We start from the raw sequence: 15,132 nt of genomic DNA, 5'->3' as shown, positions 1-15,132 counted from the left end.
GAAGGGCAGATTCCTTTCTGTGTTACGCCGCGGCACCACGCAACAAAAACGGGCGGGCAAGATGGAGCTGTTGGGACTTCATCTCGCCCGCCCGTGTTACGCGCGTCTGCGACTACTTATGTGGTGGAACTACCCTAACACGAACGGCGCGCGCTTCGTAAGCGTTGAGTTTGTGGAGATGCAGGGCACCAAAACCCCCGACCCCATAAGTTGCGGTGGAATACGGACTGTTTTGACCCTTTAAGCAACAATTCAGTCCCTATTTCACCGCAACTCATTTGGTGCAAAGTAACCTGTCCCCCTTGCACCAATTAGCTGGTATGGCGCCAGCGAGGGTCGGTGAGGGTTCTCGCCACGCCCAAGCCAACGGGCAGAAACGCCACGATGAGCACTGCGCGCACAAACCAGCCGAGCATGTTGACCGTGTCGAAGGTGCACATGTAATACATAGAGCGATAGAGATACAGACCGGGCACCATAATGACAATCGAAGGCACCGTGAGGGCGATGCGCGGGTAGGTGAGCTTGACTTCGGCCAAGCTTGCCAGCAGACCCGATACCAGCGCGCCGATAAACGCTGCTGCCTCGGGAGGCATTCCCGTGCTGAGGCCCAGGAAGGGAATCATCGTCGGCGCATCGACAAGGGTCAGACGCAGGGTATTGGACACGGCGCCGATCAACCCAGCTGCCGCGGCCATCTTTACCGGGCTGTTGAACATCACCGAGAAGCCGAATACGCCAACGAAGCTCATCACCACGCGCAGGAGCGTAAGGGCAAGCGGCGAAAGGCCCAGTGGGGCAAAGTCGTCCGGCGCCAGGCCAACACACTCGGCAACCATCCAACCTACGAGCGTCGCCATCACAATAATCGATACGGCATATGAAAGGCGCTCGATACCGCTTCGCATGTCGAGCTTGGCGATGTCGAGGCCCGCCGTAATGAGCGGAAAGCCGGGAATCACAAAGAGCATGGCGCCGATATAGCCTTCTTGGTGCGACATTGCCCCCGGTATGACCTGGCCAAGGCCGAGCAATGCCAGCAGATACGAAACGCAAGCGAGCGCAACGCCGGTCGTCAGCGCGCTGAACTGACCAAGGCCTTGCTTGAGAATATGGGAGCGGGCAAAGTTGCCGACACCCGCGCCCACGAACGCGCATGCCATCTCAATAGGACCGCCACCAAGTAAAAAGACAAAGGCGCCACAGGCGCAGGCCGCCGCAAGGCCCTGTTGCCAGGGAGAGTAATCGGGTTTTGAACTCTCAACGGTCTTGAGCATCTCGTGGTATTCGTGCACGGTAAACCGGCGCCCATACGTCTCGATTTCCTTTAAGAAGCTCTCCATCATCCAAATGCGATGGGTATTGACTCCCGTTGTGGGCAGGCTGACAACCTCGTTAAAGCAGTGGCCATCTTCGATGCAGGTGCACTCAAACGACAGAAGACTTAAGTCAACGTGGATGGTGACACCGAGTACGGCGGCAACACGATTCATGGTATCGCGCACGCGCCAGGCACCCGTTCCGCTTGCCAGCATAAGCATGCCGGTGCGGCAGATGATGGATGATTTATCGGTGAGCGGCGCATCGACGGCAAGCTCATCGCCTGCCGTCACGATCTGGTGCCAGTCAGTTTTCATATGGAGCGCGCCGGCACGAACGCCGTGGTGCATGGGGGCTCTCGAAAGCAGCGAGTCAAGGCGCGAAGGCTGTGGGGGCTCCGTTGATTCGTCCTCAACCTCATCAGTCTCTTCATCGACCAGATCAAAGGAATCAAGCGGCGCTGGCTCGCGACGGTCGATCAGCTCCTCGTCCTCATCATCAAAGTAATTGAACTGATCGAGCATGTCCTCTTCGATTGAACGCTCGCTCGCGTCGTCCATATAGACGCTCCCTTCCTACCGACTAACCCCCATCCTAGGCAGCAACGGCTAAAGGAAACATAAAAGAGACGGCTGTCATGCGAGCCATGTGCGCAATAGCCGTGGGTAGTCGTTTAATAACGTCCCCAATGACTACCAGTAACTCGACAAGGACTGTCCCCAAGTGCCGGCAGAAAAGGAACGTCCCTAAGTGCCAACCAGGGCAACACCGCAGATAGAGGACGGACAGCGAAAGCCCGCCAGAGCGAGCAAGGTGCCTTCAAGAAAAATGGCGCCGCAGGTTGAGCATAAGTCAGCGAGCGGGTCGCATTTGTGACAAGGTGACGTGAAACGAAAGGGCGCTGACCTTTTGGTCGCGCCCTTGAAGTTGAACGTCAGATTGTCCAAATGCGGCCCGCGCAGCGTCGAGCCGTTACGCGGTTCGTAGAACCGCGTAACAAGTTAGTACATCTTTGCGCCGGCGGGGATGGAGGCGTCGAGCTGGATCAGGTTGAGGCGCTCCTCACCATCCTCCTCGTGGATGGCACTGATGAGCATGCCGCAGCTGGGGATGCCCATCATCTTGCGCGGAGGCAGGTTGGTGATGGCGAGCAAGGTCTTGCCGACCAGGTCCTCGGGCTCGTAATAAGCGTGAATACCGGAGAGGATGGTGCGGTCGGTACCGGTACCGTCGTCGAGCGTAAAGTTCAGCAGCTTCTTGGACTTCTTGACGGCCTCGCATGCCTTGACCTTCACAGCGCGGAAATCGCTCTTGGAGAAGGTATCAAAGTCGACGAACTCCTCAAACAGCGGCTCAACGGCGATCTTGGAGTAATCGAGCGTGGGCTTAAGCGACTTAACGAATGGGCTCGCGGCGTTGCCGGCCTCGGCAGCCTTGGCGGCAGCGGCACCGGACTGGAAACCCTTCTCGGGCTTCATGTGCGGGAATAGCAGCACGTCGCGGATAGAAGCCTGGTTGGTAAGCAGCATGACCACGCGGTCGATACCAATGCCAATACCGCCCGCGGGAGGCATACCGTACTCGAGGGCGCGCACGTAGTCCTCGTCATACTCCATGGCCTCATCGTCGCCGCCGGCCTTCTCGGCCATCTGGGCGGCAAAGCGCTCGGCCTGGTCGACCGGGTCGTTGAGCTCGGAGAACGCGTTGGCGTACTCGTGGCCGGCAATAACCAGCTCAAAGCGGTGCGTCAGGCGCGGGTCGTCCTCAAAACGCTTGGCAAGCGGGCTGACCTCGATGGGGTAATCGCACACGAAGGTCGGGTTGACGATGGTGTCCTCGCCCAGCTCATCGTAGATCTCGGCGATAATCTTGCCGGCGGTCCACTCGGGCTTAATCTCCAGGCCCTTCTCGCGCGCGGCGGAAGCAAGCTCCTCGACCGGCGTGTCGATGGTGACCTGCTTGCCGAGCACATCGGAGACGATGTCGGTCATGGGACGGCTGGCCCACTCACCAGAAAGGTCGATGGTCTGGCCCTGGTACTCGATGACCTCGGGGTTGCCGATGGCCTTGTTAGCCGCCTTAATGACGCCCTGGGCGAGCGCCTTCATGCCCTCGAGGTCGGAGAAGGCACGGTAGGCCTCCATCGTGGTGAACTCGGGGTTGTGGGTGAGGTCCATGCCCTCGTTACGGAAGATGCGGCCGATCTCGAACACGCGCTCAAAACCACCGACGATGCAGCGCTTGAGGTGCAGCTCGGTGGCAATACGCAGGTAGCACTCCTGATCGAGCGCGTTGAAGTGGGTAATGAACGGCTTGGCCGTGGCACCACCCTGGATGGTCTGCAAGATGGGGGTCTCGACCTCCATGTAGCCGTCGGACTCCATAAAGCGACGGAAGGTAGAGAGAATCTGCGAACGCTTACGGAAGGTCTCGCGAACGTCGTCGTTGGCGATCAGGTCGACATAGCGCTGGCGATAGCGGGTCTCCTTGTCGGAAAGACCGTGGAACTTCTCGGGCAGCGGACGAACGGCCTTGGAAAGCAGGGTCGCGCTCTTAGGGGCAACGGAAAGCTGGCCGCGCTGGGTGCGCACAACCACGCCGGTCACGCCCAGGATGTCGCCCAGGTCGAGGGCCTTGAGCGTATTCCAGGCGGCCTCGTCCATGTCGTTGATGCGGCAGAACAGCTGAATCTCGGCAGTCGCATCGCGCACGACGATGAACATGATCTTGCCCTGACCGCGCTTGGCGACCACGCGGCCGGCGATCTTCACGACGTCCTCGGTGTCCTCGCCATCGGCAAGCTCGGCGTACTTAGCCTCGATATCGGCGACGTAGTCCTCAAGCTCAGAGTGCTCGGGATAGGGGTTCTGGCCCGCCTCGAACAGGGCGGCGCGCTTGGCCAGGCGGGTGGCGCGCTCGTCGTTGAGCGTCGATGCCTGATCGGCGGCGTTCTGGTTCTCTGCCATAAGTTAGCTCCTCAAACTAAAACGCTCCCCAGGATTCGGTCCCAGGGAGCGAAAACATACCTTTACGCGGGACCGTGGTCTAGCGTGCGATCTTGGCGATGGTGTAGACGCGAGTCTTGCCGGAAGGCGTAACGACCTCGACGGAATCACCCTCGCCGTGACCGATGATGGCGTGACCGACCGGAGACTCGTTGGAGATCTTGTGCTCGAGCGAGTTGGTCTCGGTGGTACCAACGAGCGTGACTTCCATGACCTCGCCGTTGGGATCAATCAGCGAAACGGTGGAACCGATGGAGACGGTCAGATCGCCCGTGGTGGCAGCAACCTGAGCGTTGGCAAGAATGGCCTGGATCTCGGCGATACGAGCGGCGTTCTGGGCCTGTTTGTCCTTAGCGGCGTCGTACTCGGAGTTCTCCGAAAGGTCGCCGAACGCGCGGGCTTCCTTGATGTCCTCGACGATCTCCTTGGCGTAATCGCCCTCACGCCAGGCGAGCTCCTCGACGAGCTTCTGGCGGCCCTCAGCGGTCAGTACGATCTGGCTTGCGTCCATACGGATATCTCCCCAACTCTGATCAAACAATCAACTGTCAACAAAACGAAAAAGACCGGCTAGCCTGCGGGCAAGCCGGTCAGGTGCTCACCCCAAAGGGATGGGACTACTCTGCGTCCGCGTCGCTGTCCTCTGCCTGCTTCTTCTTGGCAGCAGCGAGCTTGGCCTCGAGCTCAGCGATCTCCTTGTCCTCCTCGGACTGCTCGACCACGACCTCCTCGGCCTGCTTGGTCTCGGCCTTATCGTCGCCCTCCATACCCTCGCGGATATTCTTGACGGTAGAGCCGAGGGACTTGCCGAGCTTCGGCAGGTTCTTGGGCCCGAAGATAATCAGGACAACGACGAGAATAATGATGAGCTCAGGAGCCCTCAGTCCAAACATGTAGACCTCCACAATACAGCGAGACAAGCTCGAATGAGTATACCGCGGGTATCGCGGTATCACAACACTAGCTAAAAAAAGGGACCGCAAGAAGCGGTCCCCCCTCATGCTCTGGTCGGGTTGACTGGATTTGAACCAGCGACCCCTGCGTCCCGAACGCAGTGCTCTACCAAACTGAGCCACAACCCGTTAGCTCGACTATAGTAACAAAGATTTTCGCCGCGTGCTAGAGAAATTTTTATTTCTTTGGCGCGTCGATTTGAACCGTGTTGGGAATAAACTCAGTCGCGCAGGCCCACCAGCCATTTTGCTGGGCAGCATCGGCAAGCCTTTCGACCGTGGCAGCGGTGTCGCAAATGGCAAACGAGCAGGCACCCGATCCGCACACATCTACAGCAACGGTTCCGTCCTGTTTACGCAGCCAGTCGAGGACCGTTTGAATCTGCGACTCCATCTGTGCGGAAATGACACCCAGATTGTTATGGATGAGTGCATATGCCGTCTCGGCATCACCAGCACGCAAGGCAGAAGCTATCGCGCCGGGCTTGTCCGCAGGCACCGGGGCCTCGTCAAAACGTCGATAGGCTTCAATTGTCGAAACGCTTGCCTCGCGCGGCTTGACCAGCACGACGGGCGTCGCGGGCAGCGCGGGGTACTCAGTTGCCAGCACGTCTCCCCCACCTACGTAGAACGCAGGACTCGCGTGCAAAAAGAACGGGACGTCAGCACCAATGCCCCGCGCAATATCGTCGAGCGCTGGGTCGGTGCGATCAATGCCCCAGAGCTCTGCCAAGGCGACAATGACCGCGGCCGCATCCGTCGAGGGGCCGCCCAAGCCGGCGCACAATGGAATGCGCTTCTCAATCGTCACGCAGATGTTTGCCTCGCGACCATAATGCTCGGCCATAGCAACCGCAACCCGATACGCCGTATTCTTTTGCATGGGAAAATCTGATGCCGGAACCGTCTGGACGGTCAGCGCCTGCGCCGGCGTGACCGTCACGGTATCGGAAAGACCGACGGCCGCCATCAGGGAATCGACCCTGTGGTAGCCGCGGTCATCGCGCTCGGTATGAACCCCCAGGTAGAGGTTAATCTTTGCCGGCGCGGAAAGAGTCAGGGACCGATCGGTCACCGTTAATGCTCCTCGAGCTGATTGCCGAGCGGGGTAAAGATATGCTCGCCGCTCTCGGGGTCGAACAGCTCGACCTGACCGGTGAGCACATCGATATACTGGTAGGACTGACGCGACTTGCGGCCACGACGCTCGTCAACCTCGACAATGAAGACGGCCGGGTGGACGCTCTTGATGGTGCCCATGCGCTCGACGACGCGGGTACGGCCCATGTTGGCCTTAACCTTGACGCGATCGCCCACCATATCGGTCAGCTTCTCGTGGATGTCGTCGACGTGATTGACTTCCATCTCTTCCATGAACAGGGCCTCCAGAAGGTGCAATTCAAAAAGGGGATAATACCCCTAAGATAGACAAAACTCTAGTACTATAGCACCCTGTTGTGGCCATACGCAAGTAGCTAAAAAAGCCCGGTCTCGAATACGTACCAGACGACAATCTCGCATGACCAGTTGTTACGCGGTTTGGTAAAACCGCGTAACCTAAAGGTTATCGGTGTCCAAGACGATGGTGAATGGGCCGTCGTTGACCAAGTCGACTTTCATATCGGCGCCAAAAATGCCGTGCGCCACGTGTTCGACATCTTGGCGAACGAGCGTCAGGAAGTACTCGTAGAGCTCGTTGGCAACATCGGGCGCGCCGGCATCCGTAAACGATGGGCGGCGACCGTGGCGGCAGTCGGCGAACAGCGTGAACTGCGACACCACGAGCACCTCGCCGTCGACATCGGCAAGCGCCAAGTTGGTCTTGCCGTTCTCGTCCTCGTTGATACGCAGCCCGCGGAGCTTGCCCCACAGCTTGTCGGCCTCGGCACGCGTATCGCCATGGCCCACACCCAGCAGCACCAGGTAGCCGCGTCCAATGCGGCCCACGCACTCGCCGTCGACCGTCACGCCGGCGTTGAGCACGCGCTGCACCACCGCACGCACGGTCTACTCCTCGCCCGTCAGCTTGGCGGACAGATGCTCGAGCGCGTGGAAACGATGGCTGATGGCGTTCTTCTCGTCAGCCGTCAGCTCGGCCATGGTCTTGCCCGGCGTGTCGACCGGCAGGAACAGCGGGTCGTAGCCAAAGCCGTGATCGCCGCGGCCCTCGTGCGCGATAACGCCCTCGCAGGCACCCTCGCCATAGGTGACCAAACCGTCCGTGTCGATGAGCGCGACGACGCTCATAAAGCGCGCAGTGCGGTCCTCGTCGGCCACGCCCTCCAGATTCACGAGAAGCTTGGCGTTGTTGGCGGCATCGTCGCCGTGCACGCCCGCATAGCGCGCGCTATACACACCGGGCCCACCGTCCAGCGCGTCGACGACCAAGCCCGAATCGTCGGCAATGGCCATAAGGCCCGTCTCCTCAACCGCGGCTTGGGCCTTGATGATGGCGTTCTCCAAAAACGTCGTGCCGTTTTCCTCGGGATCCTCAAAATCACCCAGCTGGCCGAGCGCCACAAAGCGCACCTCGGGCATGACCTTGCCCAAAATGGCCTCGATCTCGGTGAGCTTATGGGCGTTGCCCGTTGCCACGACGATGGTCGCCGCCGGGTCGAGGGTGTCGATGTCAATCTTCTCAAGTGCCATGACTGGCCTCCTTGTCTCTATAGCAAGCCGCGTGAGGGGCGTTTGGGCACTTGACCCCTCCCCTCTCAGGCGATCGGACCTTTCAACGCAGCATTTCAGCAGATAAAACCTACCAAAATAAACCTGTCCCTTTTTGGCAGGTTAGGCGATGGCTTGGCGCTGAAGCTCGATGAGCTCGGCGACACCCTTGTCGCCCAGGTCAAGCAGGGCGTTGAGGCGTTTGCGGTCGAAGGGCGCCTGCTCGCCGGTGCCCTGGAGCTCGATCATCTCACCGGTATCGGTGGCGACGAGGTTCATGTCGACCTCGGCATGACTGTCCTCGGAATAATCGAGGTCAAGCAGCGTATTGCCGTCGACAACGCCCATGGAGATGGCAGCCACCTGGCCGGTAAGCGGGATGCGCTCGATCTTGCCCGCCTCGACCCACATGGCGAGGGCGTCGTGCAGCGCCACCCAGGCGCCGGTGATGCTCGCTGTACGCGTGCCGCCATCGGCCTGAATCACATCGCAGTCGACGGTGACGGTGTACTCGCCGAGCGCCTTCATGTTGACGACGGTACGCAGGCTGCGGCCAATGAGGCGCTCGATCTCCATGGAGCGACCCTTGCGGTTGGCGTGCTCACGCTTGCAGCGCTTGCCGGTCGACGCCGGCAGCATGGCGTATTCCGCGGTCACCCAGCCGGCCTTAGCTCCCTTTCGCCAGCCCGGCACGCCCTCCTCGATAGTGGCGGCGCACAGCACGCGCGTGTCACCGAACTCGGCCAAACACGAGCCGTGGGCGTGCTTCATGACGCCACGGGTGAGCTTAACGGGGCGCAACTCGTTGGCGGCGCGGCCGTTGGCACGGTTGACCTGCATGTACTCCATAGAAATATCCTTTCGGCAAAAGATGGGCGAAGGCTTTGGCGGCTGCCTTACATCTATTTCAGCTCATCGATATCGATATGTTCGATGCTCTTGAGCGGCTGACCAAAGATAAAGCTGCCCGCCACCGCAAACTCGGCAATGTTATCGGCCGTCGTGGCAAAACGATGCTGCGGCTCGGCGGCGTCGCCCGCCAGCTGCTCGCGGCGCGTGAGGATATCGGTCAGCTCGCGTGTGGTCTCCTCGGCGGAACTCACGACGCGCACCCCAGGCCCCAGCGCATGGCGGATAGGTCCCACCAACAGCGGAAAATGCGTACAGCCGAGCACCACGGTATCGATACCGTGGTCGCGCAGCGGCTCAACCGTGGCACCCACCAGCGCACGCACGGCAGGCGTATCGAAGATATCCTCGTTCTCAAGCCACTGTTCCTGCAGATGTGCACCCGAGGCAAGCTCGTGTTCGACAACCTCGACAAAGCTCGAGGCAGGACAGCCGTATACATCGACGCCGGCATCTAGATCCTGAATGGCGCGCGTGTAGGCGCCCGAGCGAATGGTGAGGTTGGTGGCGAGCACGCCCACGCGACGCGAGCGGGTGCTGTTGATTGCTGCACGGGCACCCGGCGCGATCACACCGATGACGGGAACGTCGAGCACCTGCTGGGCCAGACGCAAGGCCGCAGCGGTCGCCGTGTTGCAGGCGATGACCATGATCTTGACGTCGTGCTTCGACAGCCAACGGCCCGCCTGCAACGCAAACGAGCGCACCTCATCCTCGGTGCGGGTGCCGTAGGGGCAGCGCTTGGTGTCGCCAAAGTAGTAGACGGACTCGTGCGGCAGCGCCGTCGCAATCGCGCGCGCAACCGTCAGACCGCCCAAACCAGAATCGAACACGCCAATCGGGCGCGTGTCGCCTGCCGGATTCTCGATATCGGACATTACCTCACCAGTCTCTCTCGAAAAGACATGTCCAAGTGCGGCGACGCCGCGCTACGAACGCGCCGCGACCAGCAGCTCTGCCGTCGCCGCCCAACCGTCGACAATTTTGCCGCGCGTAACGAAAGCGTTCTCGCAAGCAGCCAGGAACTCGGGCGCGCCGGCGCTCGTCAGGCCATTCTCGACCAGGCAGAACGTGCCCACGTGATCGGCCATGTAGAAGTCGGACTCGGAATCGCCGAGCGCCAACGTCTCCTCGCGCTCGATCCCCAGGTGCTCGCAGAAGCGCGCAATGGCGACGCCTTTGTTGAGGCCCGCGGGGTTGATGTTGAAGGCGCGACCGTCCTCGACGCGATCGAGCTCGAGCGTCGTCGGCTTGGACAGATGAGTCAGATGGCCGTTGCAAGCCCAGATCAGACCGCAGCCGGCCTCGTCCAGGATGGCCTGGACCTCATCGTCGGGCACATTGCCGCGCATGCCGACGGTGACCTCACGGTATTTGTAGCCGGTCGACATGTCGTTGTGGTACTCGATCTTGTGCGGCCAGCGGGCAAGGATCTTCTCGCACACGCCGGTCTGCTCGATCACCTGGTGCGGCGTGAGGCCGCAGGCGGGGTCGTAAGGCATGTCACCGGTCAGATACTCCCAATCGTTGGCTTTGAGGTCGTACATAACCAGACCGCCCATCTCACCAATGTAGGAGTTGAGGCCGAGCACGCGCGCGTCCTCGTGGATCATGGTACGGTTGCGGCCCGAGGTGGGAACCACCTGAATACCAGCGCGAGCGAGCGCCACGACGGCCTCGACGAGTTTGGTCGAGGGGTTGCCGTCGTTGTCGCGCAGCACGCACGAGCCGGGTGCGAGCATCGTGGCATCCAGGTCGGTAAAGACGTACTTGACCTTGGCCAAACGCTCGCGCATCTCGCCCGAAAGCTCGGCAACGGTCGGCAGGGTGTTGTGGGACATGGTTACTCCGTTTACGTAGAAGGGTTTGGACTTGGACGGCATGTTTTGATTGAGGGAACACGCTTATGGCGACAGCGCACTCAGGGCGCCGCCGCCATCATGGTTCATTAGTCAAACTGGGTAACATCGATTAGGCGATTGGCCAGCGAAAGGTCGCTCTCGACGGGCACGAACTCGTCGCCCACGTGCATGAGCTCCTCGTCACCCTTTGCCAGCAGCAAGACAATGGTGGGAGCATCGGGGTTGACGTACTCCTCGCGCGCCGCCTTGAACGCCGCATGCACGGCGGCTTCGCGGTCGAGGATGATCTTGTTCGGCGTATCGTCGGGAACATGCTCGGCAAGCTCGCGACAGACCTTCATCGGGTCTTCGTGAGCTGGATCCTCGTTGGCAAAGATCATCAGGTCGGAATACGGTGCGGCCTCACGCGGAAGCTGCTCGCGGCGCTCCTGCGCCTTGCCGCCGGCAGCACCAAACACTGCGATGACCGGGCTAGCGGGAAACGCGCGCTTGACCGACGAGAAAAGCGAACGGAACGAAAGCTGGTTGTGCGCATAGTCGACAACGCAGATCACGCGGCCGTCCTTCGACTCCACGACCTCCATACGGCCCGGCACACGCAGTTTGGAGAGGCCCTTCTTGATGGCATCGATACCGATGCCGATCTCGCGCGCAGCGGCGATAGCGACCAGCGCGTTCTCCACGTTAAAGTCTCCCGCGATACCCAGCAGGATCTTCTCCCCCGCCTCGGACTCGTCGGCACACAGGCCATGCAAGTTGAACTCGATGCTAAAGCCGACCATGCGTACGTCGCTCGCCCACAGGCTTGCCTCGGGATGCTCGACGCCAACGGTCACCAAGCGCTCGGCCGTCGACGCTGCCTCCAGCACACGGTCGGCCTCTTCGGTGCCCAGATTCACCACGGCGGTCTTTGCCTGGTCAAAGATCCTGAGTTTGCTCTCAAAATAATCCTCAAACGTGGGGTGTTCAATCGGCGAGATGTGGTCGCGGCCGATGTTGAGGAAGCACGCCACGTCAAACGGCAGATTCTCGACGCGTTGGTACTTGAGCGCCTGGCTCGAGACCTCCATGACCATGGACTGGCGACCGGACGTGCGGCAGTTGGCGATATGGCGCCAGACCTCGGGGGCCTCGGGCGTAGTATTGGTGCTCTCATAGCACTCGATGCCATCGTCGGTACTCACCGAGCCGATCATGCCGCAGGACTCGCCCGCCGCTTTGATAATCGACTGGAGCATAAAAGCGGCCGTGGTCTTTCCCTTGGTACCGGTGATGCCCACGATCTTAACGTCGTGGTCGGGGCGGTTGTAGACCTCCGGCGGCAACAGGGCCATGGCCGTGCGGACGCTATCCACGACCAGCATCGCCGCGCCGCTCTCCTGCGCCAGCGGCTCCAGAGACTCGACCAGTGACTCCTCGCACACAAATGCGACGGCGCCCGCATCGAGCGCCATGCTCAAAAACACGGGCTTAAAGGCAGCACCTTTGCAGAAGAACACGTCACCTGCCGAGACCGTGCGCGAATCAAACGAGCAGCCGGTCACGGCACGCTCGTCAACCTGCTCTGATGCGCGCAGCTCGCCGCACACATCGAGAAGCTTGGCAAGCGTATCGACCGTGGTCACGGTCGCGGAATCCGAATGGTGCATCTTTCACCTTTCTCAGCCATTTGGCAGGGACGGTTTTATAGTAACTGAAACGCACCCACGCAAAAACGGCTCCCGGAGGAGCCGTTACGCGCAGGCGTTCGTCAGCCGAGGCTAGGCAGCCTGAACAGAAGGCTGGCCCTCGTCGATAAAGAAGCGCTTGTACCACACCAAGAACACGAGCGGCGTATAGATCTTGCGCTGGAAATCGCCCTTGCCCGCAAAGTGCAGATCGAGCAGGTGCATGAGTTCGTCGGTATTGAAGAACTCGCTTGCCCACGGCGCGGTGAAGTACTCCTTGACATAGTCGTACCACTTTTGCTCGCGCAGCCAGTAGACAATCGGCACCGGGAAGCCCACCTTGGGACGGGTGGCCCACTCATCGGGCAGCGACTTGTTGGCAGCGTGGCGGAGTACCTGTTTGTTGCCGTTCTCGTTGATGCGGTAGCGGTCGGGAATGTGCTCGGCGAACTCCATGACTTTGCGGTCCAGGAAGGGCACGCGCAGCTCCAGTGAGTGTGCCATGCACATCTTGTCGGCCTTGAGCAGAATGTCGCCCGGGAGCCACATGTTCATGTCCAGGTACTGCTTCTTGACCAGCTCGGGCTGACCCTTCACGCGCGCATAGATGGGAGCGGCAAGCTCGAAGGCGCCATCGCCGGTGTTGTACTCGGGCTTGAGCACGCCGTCGACCTCGCGCTCCGGCCATACCAGAGCCTGTCCCAGGAACGACTTCTCGGGGATCTCGGCACCCTTGACCAGGAAGTTATGTCCCTTGAAGTACGGCATATGCAGCGCCAGGTTACCGAGCGCGCGACGGATGGGCAGCGGCACCATCTTTTTGTACTTGCGCACCGGGACCGTGTCCTCGTAGTAGGCGTAGCCGCCAAAGAGCTCGTCGGCGCCTTCGCCCGAAAGCACGACGGTAACGTCCTTGCGGGCCATCTCGGCCAAGAACCACAGCGGCACGGAAGACAGGTTGGACTGCGGCTCGTCCATGTGATACTGGATGTCCTCGAGCGCACCGAAGAACTCGTCGGCGGTAATCATCTTGCGAACGTTCTCGACGCCGAGCTTATCGGAAAGTTCCTTGGCGTAGTTGGTCTCGTTGAAGTTCTTGTAGTCAAAGCCCACCGAGAAGGTCTTGTCGGGCATGAGGCAAGCGGCGATGTAGCTGGAGTCGACGCCACCGGAGAGGAACGACGCGACCTTGACGTCGGCGATGCGATGGGCCTCGACACTCTCGTGCACGACCTCGTCCAGCTCATCGACATACTCTTCGAACGGCTTCTCGACGGCAGAGTAATCGCAATCCCAGTAGCGCTCGATGTTCATCTTGCCGGTCGGGATATCGACGGTAAAGTAGTGCGCCGACGGCAGCTTGTAGACACCCTCGAAGAAGGTCTCCTCAGTCGCCGAATACTGCAGCGTCATGTACGGACGCAGAGCCTTTTTGTTGACCGCCTTGTGGAAGTGCGGGTAGTCCAGGAAGCTCTTGATCTCGGAACCAAAGAGCACGCCCGGAGCGCCGTCGCCCGCATCGGCCATGGGATAGTAGTAGAGCGGCTTGATGCCAAAGATGTCGCGGGCGCCAAAAAGCTTGTTCTTCTTTTTGTCCCAGATGACGAAGGCGTACATACCGCGCAGGCGATCGAGGACGGCCTCGCCCCACTCCTCGTAGCCGTGCAGGAGGCTCTCGGTGTCGGCGCCGCAGTGGAACTTGTAGCCCTTGGCCTCGAGCTCGGAACGGAGTTCTTGGAAGTTGTAGATCTCGCCGTTGAAGACAATGACGACGCTACCGTCCTCGTTGGCCATGGGTTGGGCGCCAGCCTCGGTCAGGTCAAGGATCGACAGGCGGCGGAAGCCGAGGGCAACGCGGCCGTCGATAAACTGACCGCCCATGTCGGGACCGCGATGGACGATGCGGTCCATCATCTTGGTGAGCACCTCGGATTGGTTATCCGTCCCACCGACAAAACCGACAAAACCGCACATATACTATCCCCTCTGCTGTTGCTGGGCATCAAATCGAATCAGTAGCTTTTGAGTATACCCGAGGGCGTAAAGAGGGGCGGAATGTTCAGGCAATCTCAACTGAATCAGCTCCGCTGTGACACGCGCCAGTTACCTTTAATGGATATGAGGTGAATGGGGCGATTGTTTTGCTATACTCTCTCCGCACGGGCGATTGGCGCAACGGTTAGCGCAGGTGCTTTACACGCACAAGGCTGGGGGTTCGAATCCCTCATCGCCCACCATTGAATTGGAAACGGTCCTCGAAAGGGGACCGTTTTTGTTTGGGCCCATTTCATGGGATTCGAACCCGCAAGGGTGCGGAGCTGAGGAAACGCGAAGCGTTTTCCAGCGCAGCACGCGAGGGCCGCAGGCCCGAAGCGGAAGCGGGCGGCGCCAGCCGCACGCGGACATCCCTCATCGCCCACCACTGATTTGAAAGGCTCCCAGCAATGGGAGCCTTTCTTTTTTGGGCCCATCGCAGAGGGATTCGAACCCGCCAGCACATCTATCGCAAGGTCCGTGGCCAAATAATGGCAAAAATGAGTACTGCTGCTTTGTTTGCAACATATAAAAAGATAGTATTTGCTTAAGTTACACAACATATGTCCATTATAAGGACTAATAGTCGGTGGCGCGCGCAGACGTGGTGTAAGAGCGTCCTGAGGTCCGTCGCTGCAAGTCCCGATGTTACTCCTTCTTGAGACCGCGCCTCTCGACTATCTCGTCCACTATCTCCCTGGCGCGCCGCCCGAGC

13 protein-coding genes and 2 tRNA genes are annotated in these 15,132 nt (G+C 60.2%); 1 reads left to right on the top strand and 14 read right to left on the bottom strand.

Features of this window, described 5'->3' with window-relative positions:
• Positions 1–311: 311 nt before the first annotated feature.
• The 14 genes from AAAX35_RS08355 to asnB all read right to left on the bottom strand — a co-directional run bounded on the left by AAAX35_RS08355 (position 312) and on the right by asnB (position 14,357).
• Positions 312–1,880, bottom strand: coding sequence for a threonine/serine exporter family protein (locus AAAX35_RS08355; RefSeq protein WP_216596217.1), 1,569 nt, complete (start codon positions 1,878–1,880; stop codon positions 312–314).
• 441 nt (positions 1,881–2,321) lie between these two features.
• Entirely contained in the window at positions 2,322–4,286 is a 1,965-nt protein-coding gene (lysS, locus tag AAAX35_RS08350; RefSeq protein ID WP_349117313.1) for a lysine--tRNA ligase, read from the bottom strand.
• A 79-nt stretch (positions 4,287–4,365) separates the two neighbouring features.
• Entirely contained in the window at positions 4,366–4,836 is a 471-nt protein-coding gene (gene greA, locus AAAX35_RS08345) for a transcription elongation factor GreA (RefSeq protein ID WP_006234960.1), read from the bottom strand.
• A gap of 106 nt (positions 4,837–4,942) precedes the next feature.
• Positions 4,943–5,218 carry a twin-arginine translocase TatA/TatE family subunit gene (gene tatA, locus AAAX35_RS08340; protein WP_022094895.1) on the bottom strand — a complete coding sequence of 92 codons (276 nt, stop codon included), beginning with the start codon at positions 5,216–5,218 and terminating at the stop codon, positions 4,943–4,945.
• A gap of 112 nt (positions 5,219–5,330) precedes the next feature.
• Positions 5,331–5,407: transfer RNA gene (locus AAAX35_RS08335), tRNA-Pro, on the bottom strand.
• A gap of 49 nt (positions 5,408–5,456) precedes the next feature.
• Positions 5,457–6,353 (bottom strand): 4-(cytidine 5'-diphospho)-2-C-methyl-D-erythritol kinase, encoded by an 897-nt coding sequence (ispE, locus tag AAAX35_RS08330; protein ID WP_271730202.1) that lies wholly within the window; start codon positions 6,351–6,353, stop codon positions 5,457–5,459.
• A gap of 2 nt (positions 6,354–6,355) precedes the next feature.
• Complete coding sequence (locus tag AAAX35_RS08325; RefSeq protein WP_006234957.1) at positions 6,356–6,652, bottom strand: Veg family protein; 297 nt, start codon at positions 6,650–6,652, stop codon at positions 6,356–6,358.
• 183 nt (positions 6,653–6,835) lie between these two features.
• The gene (gene dtd / locus AAAX35_RS08320; protein ID WP_055286755.1) at positions 6,836–7,282 is read right to left on the bottom strand and encodes a D-aminoacyl-tRNA deacylase; all 447 of its coding nucleotides are present in this window, start codon (positions 7,280–7,282) and stop codon (positions 6,836–6,838) included.
• Positions 7,283–7,285: 3 nt separating this feature from the next.
• Positions 7,286–7,927: an RdgB/HAM1 family non-canonical purine NTP pyrophosphatase gene (gene rdgB / locus AAAX35_RS08315; protein ID WP_349091315.1), complete on the bottom strand. Its 642-nt coding sequence runs from the start codon at positions 7,925–7,927 to the stop codon at positions 7,286–7,288.
• 141 nt (positions 7,928–8,068) lie between these two features.
• Positions 8,069–8,794 (bottom strand): ribonuclease PH, encoded by a 726-nt coding sequence (gene rph, locus AAAX35_RS08310; RefSeq protein ID WP_148331908.1) that lies wholly within the window; start codon positions 8,792–8,794, stop codon positions 8,069–8,071.
• 53 nt (positions 8,795–8,847) lie between these two features.
• Entirely contained in the window at positions 8,848–9,732 is an 885-nt protein-coding gene (murI, locus tag AAAX35_RS08305) for a glutamate racemase (protein ID WP_117745775.1), read from the bottom strand.
• Between the two features lie 51 nt (positions 9,733–9,783).
• Entirely contained in the window at positions 9,784–10,695 is a 912-nt protein-coding gene (locus tag AAAX35_RS08300; RefSeq protein WP_227790887.1) for an HAD family hydrolase, read from the bottom strand.
• A gap of 107 nt (positions 10,696–10,802) precedes the next feature.
• Positions 10,803–12,365 carry a UDP-N-acetylmuramoyl-L-alanyl-D-glutamate--2,6-diaminopimelate ligase gene (locus AAAX35_RS08295; RefSeq protein ID WP_227790888.1) on the bottom strand — a complete coding sequence of 521 codons (1,563 nt, stop codon included), beginning with the start codon at positions 12,363–12,365 and terminating at the stop codon, positions 10,803–10,805.
• A gap of 111 nt (positions 12,366–12,476) precedes the next feature.
• Positions 12,477–14,357 (bottom strand): asparagine synthase (glutamine-hydrolyzing), encoded by a 1,881-nt coding sequence (gene asnB, locus AAAX35_RS08290; RefSeq protein ID WP_349117312.1) that lies wholly within the window; start codon positions 14,355–14,357, stop codon positions 12,477–12,479.
• Between the two features lie 187 nt (positions 14,358–14,544).
• Between asnB and AAAX35_RS08285 the strand changes: the two genes are divergently transcribed.
• Positions 14,545–14,620, top strand: a tRNA-Val gene (locus AAAX35_RS08285).
• The last annotated feature ends 512 nt before the right edge of the window (positions 14,621–15,132 follow it).

It is taken from the genome of Collinsella sp. CLA-ER-H11, from assembly GCF_040092445.1.
In the GTDB taxonomy this organism is placed as follows: domain Bacteria; phylum Actinomycetota; class Coriobacteriia; order Coriobacteriales; family Coriobacteriaceae; genus Collinsella.
This window is presented reverse-complemented; position numbering and strand designations above follow the sequence as displayed.